The sequence below is a fragment of the Luteolibacter sp. genome (assembly GCF_039920825.1).
In the GTDB taxonomy this organism is placed as follows: Bacteria; Verrucomicrobiota; Verrucomicrobiia; order Verrucomicrobiales; family Akkermansiaceae; genus Luteolibacter.
Genome location: NZ_JBDSCX010000044.1, coordinates 84,308 through 101,138, shown reverse-complemented (window position 1 = coordinate 101,138; position 16,831 = coordinate 84,308). Strand labels below are relative to the sequence as shown.

At 58.6% G+C, this 16,831-nt stretch carries 12 protein-coding genes and 1 tRNA gene; 7 read left to right on the top strand and 6 right to left on the bottom strand.

Features of this window, described 5'->3' with window-relative positions:
• Positions 1-79 (top strand) — tRNA-Leu (locus tag ABIQ96_RS14710).
• A gap of 45 nt (positions 80-124) precedes the next feature.
• Entirely contained in the window at positions 125-955 is an 831-nt protein-coding gene (gene lpxI, locus ABIQ96_RS14705) for a UDP-2,3-diacylglucosamine diphosphatase LpxI (RefSeq protein ID WP_348215364.1), read from the top strand.
• A gap of 3 nt (positions 956-958) precedes the next feature.
• Here the strand turns inward: lpxI and ABIQ96_RS14700 are convergent, their stop codons facing one another.
• Entirely contained in the window at positions 959-1,429 is a 471-nt protein-coding gene (locus tag ABIQ96_RS14700) for a GNAT family N-acetyltransferase (protein ID WP_348215363.1), read from the bottom strand.
• A 124-nt stretch (positions 1,430-1,553) separates the two neighbouring features.
• On the opposite strand from ABIQ96_RS14700, the gene ABIQ96_RS14695 reads away from it, so the two are divergent.
• The 3 genes from ABIQ96_RS14695 to ABIQ96_RS14685 all read left to right on the top strand — a co-directional run bounded on the left by ABIQ96_RS14695 (position 1,554) and on the right by ABIQ96_RS14685 (position 7,047).
• Positions 1,554-3,782, top strand: a complete 2,229-nt coding sequence (locus ABIQ96_RS14695) for a DUF6797 domain-containing protein (RefSeq protein WP_348215362.1) — start codon at positions 1,554-1,556, stop codon at positions 3,780-3,782.
• A gap of 99 nt (positions 3,783-3,881) precedes the next feature.
• Positions 3,882-5,885 (top strand): c-type cytochrome, encoded by a 2,004-nt coding sequence (locus ABIQ96_RS14690; RefSeq protein WP_348215361.1) that lies wholly within the window; start codon positions 3,882-3,884, stop codon positions 5,883-5,885.
• 172 nt (positions 5,886-6,057) lie between these two features.
• Positions 6,058-7,047 carry a malate dehydrogenase gene (locus tag ABIQ96_RS14685; protein WP_348215360.1) on the top strand — a complete coding sequence of 330 codons (990 nt, stop codon included), beginning with the start codon at positions 6,058-6,060 and terminating at the stop codon, positions 7,045-7,047.
• A 193-nt stretch (positions 7,048-7,240) separates the two neighbouring features.
• Here the strand turns inward: ABIQ96_RS14685 and ABIQ96_RS14680 are convergent, their stop codons facing one another.
• From ABIQ96_RS14680 to ABIQ96_RS14670, 3 genes are read right to left on the bottom strand one after another with little or no spacing between them, the layout of a single operon-like run.
• Complete coding sequence (locus ABIQ96_RS14680) at positions 7,241-7,501, bottom strand: Txe/YoeB family addiction module toxin (RefSeq protein ID WP_348215359.1); 261 nt, start codon at positions 7,499-7,501, stop codon at positions 7,241-7,243.
• The gene (locus ABIQ96_RS14675; RefSeq protein ID WP_348215358.1) at positions 7,492-7,743 is read right to left on the bottom strand and encodes a type II toxin-antitoxin system Phd/YefM family antitoxin; all 252 of its coding nucleotides are present in this window, start codon (positions 7,741-7,743) and stop codon (positions 7,492-7,494) included. The genes ABIQ96_RS14680 and ABIQ96_RS14675 overlap by 10 nt, the downstream gene beginning before the upstream one ends.
• A gap of 55 nt (positions 7,744-7,798) precedes the next feature.
• Positions 7,799-8,560 carry a DeoR/GlpR family DNA-binding transcription regulator gene (locus tag ABIQ96_RS14670; RefSeq protein WP_348215357.1) on the bottom strand — a complete coding sequence of 254 codons (762 nt, stop codon included), beginning with the start codon at positions 8,558-8,560 and terminating at the stop codon, positions 7,799-7,801.
• Between the two features lie 85 nt (positions 8,561-8,645).
• On the opposite strand from ABIQ96_RS14670, the gene ABIQ96_RS14665 reads away from it, so the two are divergent.
• Together ABIQ96_RS14665 and ABIQ96_RS14660 are read left to right on the top strand one after the other, a co-directional pair.
• Positions 8,646-9,407 carry a class II aldolase/adducin family protein gene (locus ABIQ96_RS14665; RefSeq protein WP_348215356.1) on the top strand — a complete coding sequence of 254 codons (762 nt, stop codon included), beginning with the start codon at positions 8,646-8,648 and terminating at the stop codon, positions 9,405-9,407.
• Between the two features lie 25 nt (positions 9,408-9,432).
• Positions 9,433-11,625 (top strand): bifunctional rhamnulose-1-phosphate aldolase/short-chain dehydrogenase, encoded by a 2,193-nt coding sequence (locus ABIQ96_RS14660; RefSeq protein WP_348215355.1) that lies wholly within the window; start codon positions 9,433-9,435, stop codon positions 11,623-11,625.
• 50 nt (positions 11,626-11,675) lie between these two features.
• Here ABIQ96_RS14660 and ABIQ96_RS14655 read toward each other — a convergent pair whose 3' ends face one another.
• A complete protein-coding gene (locus ABIQ96_RS14655) occupies positions 11,676-12,143 on the bottom strand; it encodes a hypothetical protein (RefSeq protein ID WP_348215354.1) in 468 nt (155 codons plus the stop codon).
• 296 nt (positions 12,144-12,439) lie between these two features.
• On the bottom strand, positions 12,440-16,768 hold the full coding sequence (locus tag ABIQ96_RS14650) for an autotransporter-associated beta strand repeat-containing protein (protein ID WP_348215353.1): 4,329 nt from the start codon (positions 16,766-16,768) through the stop codon (positions 12,440-12,442).
• Positions 16,769-16,831 lie beyond the last annotated feature (63 nt).

Here is a 16,831-nt window from a genome sequence, read left to right as displayed (position 1 = left end):
GCGGCTTGGCGGAATTGGTAGACGCGCTCGACTCAAAATCGAGTTCTAACGAGTGTGGGTTCGAGTCCCACAGCCGCTACTTTTCACTCACTGCGACAGCCGGTTTTTCCCCGACACACGCAGCATGGCATCTCCCACCACGAGTCCCCGGACCATCGGAATCATCGCCGGCAGCGGCGTTTATCCGGAGGTTTTCATCACGGCGGCGCGGCGGAAATCACCGGGAGTCCGGTTGGTGATGTGCGGGTTTCCGGGCGAGACGAGGCCGGAAATGGAGAGTCTGGTGGATGCCACCGAGTGGGCCCGCGTGGGACAACTGAGCAAGCCGATCAAGTTTTTCCGCCGCGAGGGCGCGAACGAGGTGGTGATGATCGGTCAGATTTCTCCGAAGAACCTCTTCGAACTGCGGACGGACCTGCGGGCTCTGATGATGTTCGCACGGCTGAAGGCGAGGAATGCGGAAACGATTTTTGGCGCGATCGCCGATGAGCTGGGAAAGGACGGGATCACCCTGCTTCCCGCCACGACTTTTCTCGAAGATCACCTGCCGGGGCCGGGGTCGGTTTGCGGGCCGGTTTTCAAAAAGCGCCAGCTTGCGGATGCGGAGTTCGGCTTCCGGATCGCGAAGGAAACCAGCAAGCTCGACATCGGCCAAAGCGTGGTGGTTCGTCACGGCACCGTGCTCGCTGCCGAGGCATTTGAAGGAACCAACGCTTGTATTAAACGTGGTGGTGAACTTGGGCGGGGCAAGGATGTGATGCTGGTGAAGGTTTCGAAACCGAACCAAGATTTCCGTTTCGACGTGCCGGTCATCGGCCCACAGACCATCGAAACCTGCGCCGCCGCCGGGGTAGGGTGCATTGCGATTGAGGCAGGGAAGACTTTACTCTTGGAAAAGGAGCGGGTGGCGGAACTTTGCGTGAAACACCAGATCGGCATTCACGCGGTGGAGTGACCGCTACGGCAGCAGGTCGATGTAAGTCCCTGGATCGCTGCCGGGAATCTCGATGGCTCCGCAGTTTTTCGCGTAGAATTCCTTGGGGCCGACACCGCCGATGATGGCGTAGGCGTAGCCGATGTCGCGCAATCCTTCGAGCGCTTTGAACAACAGCGCTTTTCCCAATCCGAGGCCGCGGGCCTTTTCGGAAACGCCGGTCGGACCGAAAAATCCGCGTCGGGTTGTCTCGTAGCAGGCGAAGCCGAGGATTTCCTTGTCGCGGGTGGCGATGAAGCAGGAAATCGGCTGGCGGGTCATCGCGACTTCGACCTCGCTGACCCATTTTTCGGAAAAATTGGCCTTCGTGAAGGCGGCGACCGTGTGCTTTTCGAAGGCCCGCGCACGACGGAGCGTGACGCCGCTGGCGGCTACTTTCCCATAAAGGTCGGTGGCGTCCGGCAGGTCATAGAGTCGCACGAGCATGTCGATCATGCCGGGAGTAAGAACCCACCGGAACGCCCGGGAAAGCAGGATCTTTTCAGAACTACCAATTCAGGGAGTGATTGTATGCAATTCTATGCTAGACCTCCTAAATCGCCTTCGTATGTTCGCCCCAATGTTACGCTACATCGCCTGCCTTGCCGCCACCACCGCCGTGGTTCACTCCGCTGAATGGTATCAAGAAATGAAAATTGGCCCCGCATGGTCGAACTCCTTCAAGGACACGTTTCAAGGAAGCGAACGGGTCGCCGCGAAAAAGGGAATCCTCATCGATCTCGGCGAAGGTTATCACGCGCTTTTCGACACTGAAACGCTGCGTCTCGTAACTGCTTACGACGGAAAATGGAAATGGGGCGGCACGCCTTGGACCGGACAACACGGAGTCCTTATCGCCCTAACCGATGAAAAGCCTGTATTCAATACCGCAGCGCTTGCGGGGTGGGCGGATGCGTCCGGTTCGTTCGAAGACAGCCGGGAAAATCCAGGCTACGGCAATTTCAAACACGCCATGTTCAAGGGCTACTATCGCGATGGCGACAAGATCACATTGAACTACTCGGTCAACGGTGCCGAGGTTCTTGAAACGATCAGCCGCGACGGTGCGACGATCACGCGCTCGTTCAAAGTTTCCAAGCGCGCGAATGACCTCCAACTCGGAGTCGCGGACGAAAAAGGAGCCTTCACCGTCGGTGCGGATAAAGCGAAATCCGCCGATGGTCTCGGAGTCACCACTACCGGCGGCGTGAAGCTGGCGGCCGACCCGAAAAACCCCGGCCGTTTGCTGGCGAAATTCTCCAAAGGCGACACCGCGGTTTTCCAAATCGCCCTGGCCCGCGACGTCGAACCGAAAGCTGCGGCTGCTCCTGATTTCAAGGCTCTGACTTCCGGCGGCAAACCGCTCTATCCGGAAATCATCGAGACCAAAGGAAAGGTTTCCACGGACAAGGAAGCGCCTTACGTCACCGATATCGTCACCTTGCCCACGGAAAATCCTTGGAAGGCGAACCTGCGCTTCGGTGGCTTTGATTTCATCGACGAGGATTCCGCCGCGCTCAGTTCGTGGAACGGCGACGTGTGGGTTGTTCGTGGATTGAAAGGGGACTGGAGCAAGCTCAAGTGGCAGCGCATCGCCTCCGGATTGTTCGAGACGCTCGGTCTCAAGGTCGTGAAGGGCAGCATCTACGTCAACGGTCGCGACCAGATCACCCAGCTCATCGATCTCAACGGCGACGGCGAAACCGACTACTTCAAAGTGTTCAATCGCGACGTCATTGTTTCCGAAAATTTCCATGAATTCGCCTTCGAGCTCCAGACCGACAAGGCCGGTAATTTCTACTTCGCCAAGGCCTCGCCGGTGCGCGGTGGCGGACGCGGGTTCGACCGGATCCTGCCTAACCACGGGACGGTCATGAAGGTCTCGCCCGACGGCAAGAAGATGGAAGTCGTCGCCACCGGACTTCGCGCTCCGGGCGGGCTCGCCATCGGACCTAACGGAGAAATCACCACCGGTGAGAACGAAGGCACCAACCAGCCTTGCTGCAAGATCAACTTCATGAAGGGCGACGTGCCGAAATTCTTCGGCACCGAGGCGTCCCGTCAGTTTCTAACGGGTGCCTCCTACACAGAGCCGATCTGCTACCTGCCGATGGATGTGGATAACTCGGGCGGATCCCAGGTGTGGGTGCCGGAAGGGGCGAACTTCGGTGTCGCCGCAGGAACGCTTCTTCATCTTTCCTACGGCCAGTCGAGCGTCTTTGAAGTTCTAACGACTCCGCGGAGCGAAACGATCCAAGGTGGCGTGGTGAAACTGCCGATTGCCTTGCAATCGTCCGCCATGCGCGCCCGTTTCCAGAAGGACGGATCGCTCTACCTCCTCGGCTTCCGCGGCTGGCAAACCAACGCTGCCACCGAGTGTGCGTTCCAACGGATCCGCCACAATGAAGGTGTGGTCGTTCCGGTTCCTACGAAACTGGAATATACGCCGAAGGGCATCCGACTGACGTTCCCGACGAAACTGGATGCGGAACTGGCGGAGGATGTTAGCAGCTACGGCTCGGAGCGTTGGAACTACGTCCGCGGCCCGCAATACGGGTCCGGCGAATTTTCCGTCGATCATCCGGATGTCGAAGCCGAAAAGAACGCGCTTGAGAAGGAGTCGAAGGACCATCATGTGCACGACACGGTGAAAATCGAGTCCGCCAAATTGCTTCCGGACGGTCAGACTATCGATCTCGTGCTGGAAGGCATGAAGCCCGCCATGACGCTGAAGGTGACTTACGATCTCGAAGACAAGGACGCCAAGGTGATGAAGGGCGAGTTCTACGGCACGGTTTACGGCAAATAATTTACATTTAAAAGGCACAACCTGATGGGGCGGATACACATTTGCTGTGGGTATCCGCTTCATCCGTTTTAATCTCCAGACATCATCCGTTTCGAACCCATGTCCTTCAAAGCCCGGCCACTGTTTTTTCTGTTCGCGACCCTCGCCGTCATTCCTGCCAAGGCGGAGCTTGTCGCCACGTTTACCCGTGACGGTGTCACCGATTCCCGGCTCGACCGTTTTCCCGCGCTGGCGATCCAGCCGGGCGAACCGGTAACGCCATTCGTGACACCGGGTGCTTTCCAAGTCGTATGGAAGGGGAAACTCGTGTTGCCACGTCGCGAGCGATTGGTTTTTTCCTTCGAAGGCGAGGGGACCGCCAGTTTGAAAATCGACGGCAAGGATATTCTATCAAGAACTAACAATCTCGCGGAAAAGCCCTCGGAGTCCACCCGCCTCAATCCCGGCGACCACGAAATCGAACTCAGCTACGCCAGCAAGCCGGATGGCTCCGCCGCATTCCGGCTTTACTGGGAAGAGGCGTCGTTCACCCGTCAGACCATCCCACCGTCGGCTTTCAAAGCGGATGCCACAGAGGCTACCACACTCGGTGCGCTGCAGCGCCGTGGGCGTGTGCTTTTCGCCACCCAGAATTGTGCAAAATGCCACAGTGCCGCGTCAGGCTTCGGCACGTCTCCCATGCCCGAAACTGCCGAGATCGGACCGATTCTTTTCGGCTCCGGTGACCGTGTCAGCGAGGAATGGCTGCGCAAATGGATTGCCGGTCCGCAAGCACTCAAGCCGACCACCAACATGCCCGCTTTGGTGGACAGCTCCACCGAGGAAGGCCGCCAACAGGCTGGCGACCTCGCGGCTTATGTCGCCAGTCTAAAAACCGGAGCACCGGCCGGCCCCGCACCCGACGCGGCGCTCGCGCAGGAGGGCGGTGTCAATTTCCACGAACTCGGCTGTGTCGCTTGTCACAATCCACCGGACAAGGGACTAACCGATCCGAGCCGCGTACCGCTCAACAACGTCGCTTCGAAATACCTTCCCGGCGCGCTCGTCGCATTCCTGAAGCAACCGGACGCCTATCATCCATTCATCAAGATGCCGAACTTCCGGTTGTCCGATGCCGAGGCGAATTCCATCGCCGCATTTCTAACGAAATCCTCCACCGGTCAGGAAACCAAACCCGAACACGAAATCCCCGCTGGCGATGTCACCCGTGGCGCGAAGATCGCCGGCTCGCTCCAATGCGGAGTCTGCCACCCCGGCATGCCGATGACTCCGGAAACAGCGCCCGCCAGCATGGATGTGATTTTCAAAAAGGATTGGTCGGCAAGCGGCTGCGTTGCTTCCGCCGACAAGCGCGGCAAGTCACCGCATTTGAACATCGACGACAACGACCGCGCCGCCCTCGTCGCGTTTTCCAAAGCAGGCAGCGATTCCCTCAGCCGTGACAACCCAGCCGAATATGTGACCCGTCAGATCGGCGCGCTCCGCTGCACGGCGTGCCACGGCATGGACGGGCAAGCTCCGCTCCTTTCCAACTTCCAGTCCGAGACGGCAGCGCTGATTGCCCATCTTCCAAAGCTCAATGAACGCGTCGATCAATCCCGTCCGCAGCTCACCTACACGGGTGAAATGCTCTACACGACGGCCATCGAATCGATGATCTCCGGCACCTCCGATCCACGTCCCCGGCCATGGCTGGCGATGAGGATGCCGTCCTTCAAGACTGCGGCTCCGGCGCTTGCCAAAGGATTTTCCAAACTCCACGGCGTCGAACCTAACAAACCCGCCGAGATGAAAGTCGATCCTGCGCTGGCGGAAATCGGCAAGACTTTGGCGGGTGGCACGGGCTTCGGCTGCACCACCTGCCACGCCATCGGAGATTTGAAACCGACCGCTGCTTTTGAGGTTGAGGGCGTCAATTTCAAGCTCGTTCCGAATCGCATTCGCGAGGATTATTACCACCGCTGGATGGACGACCCGAAATCCGTCACGCCGAGCACCAAGATGCCGCTCTACTCGAAGGACGGCAAATCCCAGCGCACGGATATCCTCGACGGCGACTCGAAGAAGCAATTCGAAGCCATCTGGCAATACCTCCACCAGTAAGGAGCGTGGACGCCTTCGTCCACGAAGCCGATGGGGAGCGAAAATCCAGTGCGAAGCGCTTCTATTTCTCAATTCATCGGCCAGGTGGGCCACAGTGCCACTCTCCATAACCATCTCGCTTCGCTTGTCAGTTGACCCCGCGATTCCGGCTACCTAGCCTGCCGCCGTTCCTATGAAAACTCCCATTACCGTTTCCATCACGGGTGCTGCCGGCCAGATCGGCTACGCCCTGCTTTTCCGCATCGCATCCGGTTTCGTCTTTGGTCCTGACCAGCCGGTCAACCTCCGCCTCATCGAAATCGAGCCCGGTCTTCCAGCCCTGCAAGGCGTGATGATGGAACTTGATGACTGTGCTTTCCCGCTGCTCAACAAAGTCGTCGGCACCGCCGATCTCGACGAAGGATTCAAGGACGCCAACTGGTGCCTTCTTGTGGGTTCCGTGCCACGCAAGGCCGGGATGGAACGCGCCGATCTTCTCGGCATCAACGGCAAGATTTTCACCGGTCAGGGCCAAGCCATCGCCCGGAACGCCGCCAAGGATGTCCGCGTGCTTGTCGTCGGAAATCCCTGCAACACCAACGCTCTCATCGCGATGAACAACGCCGCCGGCATCCCCGCCGACCGTTTCTTCGCCATGACCCGGCTCGATGAAAACCGCGCGAAAAGCCAGCTTGCCCAAAAGGCCGGCGTCCATCAATCCAAGGTCACCAACCTCTGCATCTGGGGCAACCACTCCGCCACCCAGTATCCGGATTTCACCAACGCGAAAGTCGATGGCAAGCCAGTCACCGAAGTCATCACCGATCACGAATGGCTCCAAGGAGAATTCATCGCCACGGTCCAACAACGAGGTGCCGCCGTCATCAAGGCCCGCGGTCTTTCCTCCGCCGCTTCCGCTGCGAATGCCGCGCTCGACACCGTGAAAAGTCTCATCACCCCAACACCGGCAGGCGACTGGCATTCCGTCGCCGTCTGTTCGGACGGATCGTATGGCATCGCGAAAGGCATCATGGCCTCCATGCCGATCCGCACTCTCGAAGGCGGCAAGTGGGAAGTCGTCCAAGGTGTCCCGGTTGATGCCTTCAGCCAGGGCAAGATCGATCTAACCATCGGGGAGCTGCTCGAAGAGCGCGAGGCGGTGAAGAATCTGATTCCCGGCTGATGTAAAGGCGATCACCGGTCGCCACGTCCAGACTTCAAAATCCCGCGCGATGCTCGGCATCCCGCGGGATTTTCGTGTCGGGGAACAGCTGCATTTAACGAATTCATCCGCATCTTCGCCGCGCCGAATCACGATGACGGTCCACTGAAATCCTGTTCGCCGTTTGTCGGTCTATCGCCGGCCGGAGAATATCCTATTTCTCATAATGAAACCGGCACTGCATGATGATGATCGTTTCGTTTTCACAGCGGTAAACCAGCCGATGCTCCTGAGTGATCCTGCGTGACCACCAGCCCTTGAGATTTCCCTTCAACGGTTCCGGTTTGCCAATGCCCGAGAACGGGTTCCGCAGGGTGTCCCGGATCAACTCGTTCACCCGCGCGAGGACCTTGCGATCCGCTTCCTGCCACCAGAGATAGTCCGCCCATCCTCCGGGCAGCCACATCAGTCGCATAGTTCGCCGGATTGGAATTTCCCTGAGGCATAGTCATCCAGCCCCTGGCGGATGCGATCCGCGTTCGCCGGGGTGGATAGCAAATGAAGCGTTTCCTCCATCGCCGCGAATTCTTCCGAGGCCAGCATCACCACGGTTCCCGCTCCGTTGCGGGTGATCGTGATCGGCTCGCGGTCGCGTGTGGCCGATTCCATGAGACCGGCCAATTGGTTTCTCGCTTCGGTGTAGGTAACCGTTTTCATGGCCTGACTATGCGACCTGTACAGAATTCTGTCAATTTAGGATTTGAATGGGAAATCAGGTGCCCAGCATGACTTCGACCCCAAGGCCGTGGAGCTTCTCGACAAACTCCGGGTCCGCCGCCTTGTCCGTGATCAGGCACGTTAGATCGGAAACCTCTGCGAAGAAGAAGGCGGATTTCTCCCCGAGCTTGGAATGATCTGCTAGGAAAACGACGTCCTCCGCGTTTTCGATAACGCGTTCCTTGAAGGCCGCCTGGCGGGCGTTGCTTTCGCTGACGCCGCGTTCGAGATGGAGGCCGTTTCCCGAGAAAAACATCCGGTGGATGTTGTAGCGTTGGAGGGATTTCTCGGCGGTCAGGCCGATGAACGAGCGTGACTTGGCGTCAAACAAACCGCCGGTGCAAATCAGGTCGATATTCGGTCGATCCGACAGGGCGGTGAAGACATTCAGGGCGTTGGTCAGGATGGTCAGCGGGATTTCAGGCAGAAATTCGGTGAGCGTCAGGACCGTCGAGCTGGCATCCAGAAAGATGGTCTCGTTCGGCTGGATCCGGCCCGCTGCGAGCCGAGCGATCGCCCGTTTTTCCTCCCGGCGGATGGCCTGGCGCTCGGTGAAGGGGAGTTCCTCGCGGATCCGTTGCGGGCGGCTGGCCCCGCCGTGGGTCCGGATCAGATCGCCGCGTTGTTCGAGGATTTCGAAATCCTTGCGGACGGTTTCATCGGTCACCCCGAGTTCGGCGGCGGTGTCGGTCGTCCGCAATGAACCTGCCTCAAGGAGAAGTTCTAAAATCCGGCGTTGGCGGTCGATGGCGAGCATGATTCGTGTATTTCTTTGTTTTCTTGGGAATGGTTGGTTTTTGGTTTGACTTGTCAATCCAATCCTCCAAAAACCACGGCAACTCATGGCCGCGACGGAAACCTTAGGGAAAATGCTGGAACTCTCACGCCAACTTGGCCGCGAGGAGCGAAAACTCGCCATTCTGGGCGAGGGGAATACCTCGGCCCGGCTTTCGGCGGACAGCTTCGTCGTCAAGGCGTCCGGCTCCAGCCTCTCGACGCTCAGTGAAAGCGGCATCGCGGAATGCGGGTTTGGGAACCTTCTGCCGCTCCTCGCTTCCGAAGGAATGACGGATGCCGCCATCGATGAAGCGTTGTTCGCCGCACGCGTTTCGACGGATGCGAAGAAGCCTTCGGTCGAAGCGATTTTCCACGCCTATCTGCTCACCCTGCCAGGCGTGAATTTCGTCGGCCACACGCACCCCGTCGCAGTTAACGTGCTGCTATGCTCGAAGCATGGCCGCACCTTCGCCGCGCGCCGGACTTTCCCGGACGAAATCGTCTGCTGCGGCGTGGAGAGCGTGTTCGTTCCCTATACCGATCCCGGACTGAAGCTCTCCCAGGCGATCAAGCTCGCCGTCGAGGAATACATCGCCCGCCTGTCGCGCCCGCCGCGGATCATCCTGTTGGAAAACCACGGCATCATCGCCTTGGGAGCCACACCCGAAGCGGTGATCGCCTCCACCCTGATGGCCGTCAAGGCCGCCGAAATTTTCGCCGGCGCGGCCGCCATCGCCGGTGAACCGCAATTCCTAACACCCGAGCAGGTCGAACGCATCGCCGGACGCCCGGACGAACACTACCGCCAGAAAGCCCTCGGTATCTAACTAATCACCTCGAAAACAATCCATCATGTCCAACTACAAACACGTCAATTACCTCTGGGACGATGCCAAAGCCGCGTCGCTTGATCCCGTCGGCCGCCTGATCTATCGCTCGAACCTCCTCGGCAGCGACCAGCGCATCACCAACACCGGCGGTGGCAACACCTCCGCGAAAATCATGGAGACCGACCCGCTCACCGGCGAGTCCGTGGAAGTCCTCTGGGTCAAAGGCTCCGGTGGCGACCTCCGCACCAGCACCCGTGAGAATTTCTCGTCGCTCTATCAGGAGAAACTCATCGGACTTCAGAAGATTTACGATGCCCGTGAAGACAAGGGGCTCAAGTCGCAGGCGGAAGACGACATGGTCGGCATGTTCTCGCACGCCACGTTCAATCTGAACCCGCGCGCCTCGTCCATCGACACCACGCTTCACAGCTTCCTCCCCGGTAAGCATGTCGATCACATGCACCCGAACGCGATCATCGCCATCGCCGCATCGGAGAATCGTGAGAAGCTAACCAAAGAAATTTTCGGCGGTGAAATGGCTTACGTGCCGTGGATGCGTCCGGGATTCGAACTCGGCCTTGCGATGGAAAAAATCGCGCAAGAGCAGCCTGACGTCAAAGCCATCATGATGGGCCAGCACGGTTTCATTTCGTGGGATGACGACGAAAAAATCTGTTATGCCCACACGCTCGATTTCATCGAAACCGCTGCGAACTACATCGAGGCGAAATACGCGGCCAAGGGCGGCGACGCCACCGCCTTTGGTGGACAAAAATACACCACGCTCGATCAGGAAACCCGCGATGCGACGTTCGCCGCGATCCTGCCGTGGCTGCGTGGCAGGGTGTCCGCCCAAAAGCGATTCGTCGGCACCGTGCAGGACGATGAGAAAATCCTGCGTTTCGTCAACTCCCACGACGCCGCCCGTCTGGCCGAGCTTGGCACGAGTTGCCCCGACCATTTCCTTCGCACCAAGATCAAGCCGCTTTACGTCGATTGGAATCCGCAAACCGAGGATGTTGAAACCCTCCGCAACAAAATCGCCACCGGTCTCGAAGGCTATCGCGAGGATTACGCGGAATACTATTCGTTCTGCAAACACGACAACTCGCCCGCCCAGCGCGATCCGAATCCGACCGTCGTGCTCATCCCCGGCCTTGGCATGATCGCCTGGGGCAAGGACAAATCCGAAAGCCGCGTCACTGCGGAATTCTATAACTGCGCGGTCGAAGTCATGCGCGGTGCCGAAGCCATCGACACCTATGTATCACTGCCGCAACAGGAAGCATTCGACATCGAATACTGGTTGTTGGAAGAAGCGAAACTCAAGCGCATGCCCGCCGAGAAGGAACTTGCGCGCCAGGTGATCATCGTGATCGGCGCCGGTTCCGGCATTGGCAAGGAAACCGCCCATCGCCTCGTTAGAGAAGGCGCGCACATCGTTTGCGTCGATCTCAACGAAATCGCCGCGCAGGCGACGGCGAAGGAAATCACTGACAAATACGGCGTCGGCATCGGTGTCGCGGGCACCGGTATTTCCAACTGCGGACCAGCTATCGGACTCGCCGCAAACATCACGAACCGCGAGAGCATCCGGAAAATGTTGGATCAGGTCGCGCTCGCCTACGGTGGTTTCGATTCCATCTGCGTCACCGCGGGTATCTTCGTGCCGAGCGACACCACCGGCCACATCCCCGACGACAAGTGGGCGCTCACCTTCGGCATCAACGTCTCCGGCAGCTACTTCGTCGCCGACGAGGCTGCGAAGACCTGGAAGGATCAGGGCCTGCGCGGAAATCTTGTCCTAACAACCTCAGCCAACGCAGCGGTCGCCAAGAAAGGCTCGCTCGCCTACGACACGTCGAAAGCCGCCGCGAACCATCTCGTCCGCGAACTCGCCATCGAGCTTTCACCGCTCGTTAGAGTCAACGGGGTCGCTCCGGCGACTGTCGTCCAGGGATCCGCCATGTTCCCGCGCGACCGCGTCATCGGCTCGCTCGCCAAATACGACATCCCTTACTCGGATGACGAGGAAACGGATTCGCTGGTGACCAAGCTCGCGCAGTTTTATGCCGACCGCACGCTCACCAAAGCTCCGATCACTCCGGCGGATCAGGCGGAGGCGTATTTCCTGCTGGTGACGCAGCGTCTCAGCAAGACGACGGGTCAGATCGTCACTGTTGACGGCGGGTTGCACGAGGCATTCCTTCGCTAACAAAATATTCACTTGGAGAGCCGCAACCGGTTCGTCCGGTTGCGGCTTTTTTATTTTTCGCCGGCCTCGATCCGCTTGAGCAGTCGCAGGCAGTAGATCAACGGGATGATGCCGATCACGCCAAACGAGCAATCGATAAGCCGCCAGTACAACGGAATCCCTCGCAGCGGTCCGCAGATCATCGCCAGCGGAATCACCGCCACACACGCGGCGATCCCCGTCCAAAGCGTGCTTTTGCTGGAAAGCGGATTGATCAGCGGCCCAACGAAGAATCCCGCAATGACCAGATGGCCGAAGGCGAGCCAGTCGGTCCCGTAGGCAATCCACGGGTAGCCAGCATAGGTGGCTTCCAACCCGTTTCTAACCGTGATGATCCAGAATGCCAGTCCGCCGTGGTCCTGTGGTAACGAGTCCGGAGCTGCATCCAACAGCCGACCCAGCAGCCTCAGCTCAAGAAGCAGGGGAAATGCCGTCAGGCCGCTGATCGCAAGGCCGATGATGAATAGAAGCATCGTCATGCGGAACCGGAATAGCGGGGATTTGAGACTCATCCGGATAAATTTGGCGATTCCGGGACGAAGTTCAATGGCGGACAAAAAGCACCCGCCGAGCGCGATCCTCGGTGTCCACCGCGTCGGGGGTGGAGGTGCTGCCGAAATTCTCGATCTGCCACTCTTCAAAGGGGGCAGGACCTGTGTAATGACGAGGCGCACCTGTTAATCCCGGTCCCAACAGTTGCCCGCAGTTTCCCTTGGAAACGAAAAACGCTCCACCCGCGGATGCAGGTGGAGCGGATGTTTCACAGCCGGCAACCTTACTTCACCGCCTTGAGGCGGCCGAAGAGCGAGGTGTTGGCTCCTTTCGGAACGGTGACGGTCACCGTTTGCACTTGGTTAGGCGCTGTTCCAGTTGGAGCTCCGGTAGAGACTCCCGAACCCGGAGTTGGGGTGATGGCTACGTCCGTCCAACCGGTCAGGTTTGATCCATACTGGAAGGTCTGGACCGTGTCTGCGGCGGAATCCACGCGCTGGGTGAAGGTGAACACGAAGTTCGCCCCCGAGACGTTGACCGTCGGCAGAATCAATGCCGGGGATTCGGGGTTCAAAGGGTCGCCGTTGAGAACGTATTCCAGGAGGTTGGAAATGCCGTTCAGGTTGGGATCCTGGGCGGTTTCGTTGTTGCCTACCGTGAGTCCCTTGGCGGTTGCCCACGAGGAATAGCCTTGCGACACGAGCGAGAGGACGCCGGTGGCTTCGGTGAAGGTCCAGGTGTTGCCACCGTCCACTTTGGTCCAGACGTTGGCGGCTTCCGTGAAGCCTACAACGGTGAAGGTGGAACCGAAGGTTTTGGCGGTGGCATCCACGATCGTCCAACCGTTGCCATTGACGATGCCCGCATTGGTAAAGTCGAAGGTGAAATCACCGTTGAGGGTGGCGGTGCCTGCACCCGTGACCTTGTTGTTCACGCCATTGAGACCGATCACGAACCTCAATCCGCCGTTATCTTCCAAGGCCACTTCGCCAGCGCTGATATTGGTATTGCCGGTATAGGTGTTGATGCCGGACAGGGTGAGTGTGCCGATGCCAACCTTGGTCAAGCCGGTGGCTGCTGTGGTGGTGATGGTGCCTGAGTAGGTTGTGCTCGTGCCCTTATCTCCTACGATGTAGTTGACCGCCCCGCTTAGGTTCCCGGTCGTGCCGGTGCTCGTCAGTGCTCCGAAGGTCCAAGAGCCGCCGTTTTTCGTCCCGGTATAGCCGTCAACGTTGAAGGTGGTGTTGACCCCTCCGTTGGCAGCAGTGGTTCCACGGTCATCGATCGAGGAACCCGCAGCCACATTGACTGTGCCGAGGAAGTTGGTGAACTGCTTCGCGTTTGAAGCGGAGAAATTCATCGCCTGAGTGCTCGGGTTGATGTTGATCACGCTGCTGGCGTTACCGGTGAGGTTGCCGGAGTAACCATTGGCGGTGGCACTGGATTTGAAGGTGGTGGACCCGTTGACCGTGATGGCGGTACCGACAAACGACGAGTTGCCACCGGTAGCGGACAGTGTGAAGGTTGTTCCCGTGTTTAATGTGATGGCGCTCGCTACCGAGCCGGGATATTTGATTTCGAACGTTCCGGCGTTAACCACCGTGCCGCCAGCGATGTTGTTCGCGCCCAAGATCGTGAGCGTGCCGGTCCCGTTCTTGTTGAGTGTGCCGCTGCCGGTCATGCCGGTGTTGACGGTATAGGTTGTGCCGGGATCCGTGGTGATGGCGCTGGTGGCATTTCCAATCGAAATGGGACGCGTGGTGGTGATGTTGGCGGTTGTTTCCAGCGTGCCGGCGTTGATCGTGAGAGACCCTGTCGAATTCCCCAGGCTGTTGGCCGAGTTGATGACGACAGTTCCGGCGTTGATCACTGATGCGCCGGAATAGCTATTGGCGGAGCTGAGAGTCAGTGTGCCCGCTCCCGATTTGTTGAGTGTGCCCACAGAGGCACCGTCATCGCTCATCGTGCCATTAAGGGTGAAGTTGAACCCTGGGTCCACGCTGATCGTACTCGATAGGCTGCCCAAATAGTAGTTACGGCCGCTTGTGATGTCCGCCGTCGCCCGGAGTGTGGCCGCATTGAGTGTCGCAGTTCCGCTACTATCCCCGAGGCTGTTGGCAGAATTGATGAGCACCGTGCCGCTGTTGATGATCGTTCCGCCATCGTAGGTATTTGTACCATACAGGGCGAGGCTGCCCGCGCCGGCTTTGCTGATACCGTTGGTAAAGAGACCGCTGATTTCTCCAGAGACGCTCAAGGTGTCGCTGCCTCCGGTCACCGTGAAGGTGGCTCCATCTCCAGAAGATACTACGAGGGGAGCCTGGATCGAATGGCTGCCTGCCGAATCGGTCACATAGGCACCCAGTCCTAAGTTGTCCAGAGTGATGGACGAACCGCCCCCGTCCGCGAGAGTGTAGGCGACTGCGTTGTTAAACGCGAGTGTGCCGACGGTATAGCCACCGTTCACCGTGATGGTGTGCGGAGTGGTGATGGGGACGCCGCCTCCGCCAAATGATACGAACTTGCCCGCGGCATTGGGAGTGGCGGTGGTCCACGAACCCGGGCTCCAGTTGCCATCGGCGTTCGCATTCCAATAGGAAACGGCCACCAAGGAGTTGGCCACGGTCAGAGTCACATAGCTGCCGGAATCGCCGAAGGTATAGGTCTTGTTCGCCAAATCCTTGTTGGTGATGTTCAGCGATAGGGCGCTAACACCCGTTCCGTTGATCGAACCATTGTGGCCGATCAGGTTATAGACTCCATTTGCTGTGAATGTCCCGGCGGCTCCGTTTAAATTGAACTGGCCGCCGTCGATCGACAGTCCGCCACTATTGGAAACCGTAATCTGATCCAAGGTGGATGTGTTGGTGATATCGAAGTCAAGTTGTGATCCGCTGTTGAGGGCCAAAGAAGCAACTGTCAGGTTTCCGATTCCACTCGAAACCCCAACCACACCTGGTGCGAGATGAGAATTCGATGCCGCAGTCACTCCGCCGGTGACGGTTCCGTTTCCGGCCAAGGTTTGCGAGCCCACCAAGTCGAGCGTTCCGAATGCAAGTCCGGTGGCATCAAGGAAGGCTCCCGATGCGACGGTGACCTTCGCTGACGCGCCGAGGTTGTTCGGGCTACTTGCGTTACCGAGCTTTAGAGTGCCTTGAGATACCGTGGTGCTGCCAGTGTAGTTCGTCGGCCCGTTGAGGGAGAGAATTCCAAGGCCTGTCTTTGTAAGACCACCCGCTCCGCTGTTGCCGACGGTGTTGGCATACGAGACGTTGTTACCATTGGTGTCGATCGTCGCGATACCTGTGAGTGTCACGTTCTTTGCCACACCGGCCACACCCAAACCTCCATCGGAAGTGTCTTGGGTGATGTCCAGAGCGCCATTCAAAGGAGTCGAGTTGTATTGAAGTGTGCCGCCGCTTGCCCCAAAAGTCGTACCGCCGTAAGCACCGCCACCAAGAGCCCACACACTGTTGATGTTGAGAGTGCCGCCATTGATGGTGTTCACACCCGTTTGGCCGTTGCCTCCTCCGTTGAGAGTCAGCGTCCCCGAGTTGACAGTCAGTTTGGTGGCACCGGCGATCTGACCGTTATATTCCGATGTGCCACCCGCGTAAATCAATGTCCCGCCACCATTCACCGTCTGGTTGGCTGCGGTTGCGGTCGCGTCGGTTGTCAGTCCTGCCACGGTCACGCTTTGGCCGTTGGTATTGAGAGTGCCGTTGGTGGCTCCGAGTCCAAGCACGACCGAACCCAATTTTGTTGCCGCGTTCGCCTGAAGCGTGCCGAACTGGATGGCGGTCGTTCCGGTGTAGTTGGGATTCGCGCCCCCGATGGCCAGTGTCGAGACGTTGGTGGTGCTATTGAGGGTCAGCGAGGTGACTTTTGAATCCAGATTTCCGCTGAGTGTGACCAGTCCGGTATCGTAAAAATCCCTCAACGCGATGTTCGCCCCGGACGTGCCGATGTCGCTGTTGATGATGACGCCGTTGCCCGCCTTTTCCGTGCCGCGGAAATTCAGGTTGTGTGCGATCGTGGCGTCACTGGTGTTTCCGGCGTTGTTGAGGGTGGTGGCACCCAGTGTTCCGATCGAGAGTCTGGAAGTCCCGGAAGTAGAGAAGGTCGCTCCCAGGTCAAGATCCGTGTTGAACATGGAAATGTTCGCATTCAAGACGCAGGTGTTGATGCTGGAACTTTGGCGGACCGCCGCAACGTTTGTATTTCCAAAAACATTAGCTCCCATGCCGGTGGCATCGAAGGTGAGCGTCCGGTAGGCGACGCCATCGTAATTGATGTTCCAGCGGGCTCCGCCGCTGCCGGACACGTTCTGTACCTGGCCGATCGTGGCATCGGTGTTCAGAGTGACCGCGTCATTTCCCGCGCTCGCGCCGGTGATCTTCACGATCGCCGCGGTCGCATTTGGATAGGTCGCGCTCTTCCAGTCCGTGGTGGTGCTCGTGCTGTTCCAAACGCCCGTGACATCTCCGGTCGTCCAGGTGAACGTCGCGGCGCTTGCCGAGGTTGCGAGACAGAGGATTCCGAGAGCCAGAGGAACCAGGCCGGAGGAATAACGAACGGATGAGGAGACGAGGGAGCGGAACTTAGGTTTCATCAGGCAGATTTTTGAGATAGGATTTGGAATTGATAGAGATGCCTTCATTCATATCGGGAGGTC

Coding starts and splice junctions, on each gene's coding strand:
- ABIQ96_RS14690 (WP_348215361.1), top strand. CDS start 3,882: ATGTCCTTCAAAGCCCGGCCACTGTTTTTTCTGTTCGCGACCCTCGCC.
- ABIQ96_RS14665 (WP_348215356.1), top strand. CDS start 8,646: ATGGCCGCGACGGAAACCTTAGGGAAAATGCTGGAACTCTCACGCCAA.
- ABIQ96_RS14685 (WP_348215360.1), top strand. CDS start 6,058: ATGAAAACTCCCATTACCGTTTCCATCACGGGTGCTGCCGGCCAGATC.
- ABIQ96_RS14670 (WP_348215357.1), bottom strand. CDS start 8,560: ATGCTCGCCATCGACCGCCAACGCCGGATTTTAGAACTTCTCCTTGAG.
- ABIQ96_RS14675 (WP_348215358.1), bottom strand. CDS start 7,743: ATGAAAACGGTTACCTACACCGAAGCGAGAAACCAATTGGCCGGTCTC.
- ABIQ96_RS14650 (WP_348215353.1), bottom strand. CDS start 16,768: ATGAAACCTAAGTTCCGCTCCCTCGTCTCCTCATCCGTTCGTTATTCC.
- ABIQ96_RS14680 (WP_348215359.1), bottom strand. CDS start 7,501: ATGCGACTGATGTGGCTGCCCGGAGGATGGGCGGACTATCTCTGGTGG.
- ABIQ96_RS14700 (WP_348215363.1), bottom strand. CDS start 1,429: ATGATCGACATGCTCGTGCGACTCTATGACCTGCCGGACGCCACCGAC.
- ABIQ96_RS14695 (WP_348215362.1), top strand. CDS start 1,554: ATGTTACGCTACATCGCCTGCCTTGCCGCCACCACCGCCGTGGTTCAC.
- ABIQ96_RS14655 (WP_348215354.1), bottom strand. CDS start 12,143: ATGACGATGCTTCTATTCATCATCGGCCTTGCGATCAGCGGCCTGACG.
- ABIQ96_RS14660 (WP_348215355.1), top strand. CDS start 9,433: ATGTCCAACTACAAACACGTCAATTACCTCTGGGACGATGCCAAAGCC.
- lpxI (WP_348215364.1), top strand. CDS start 125: ATGGCATCTCCCACCACGAGTCCCCGGACCATCGGAATCATCGCCGGC.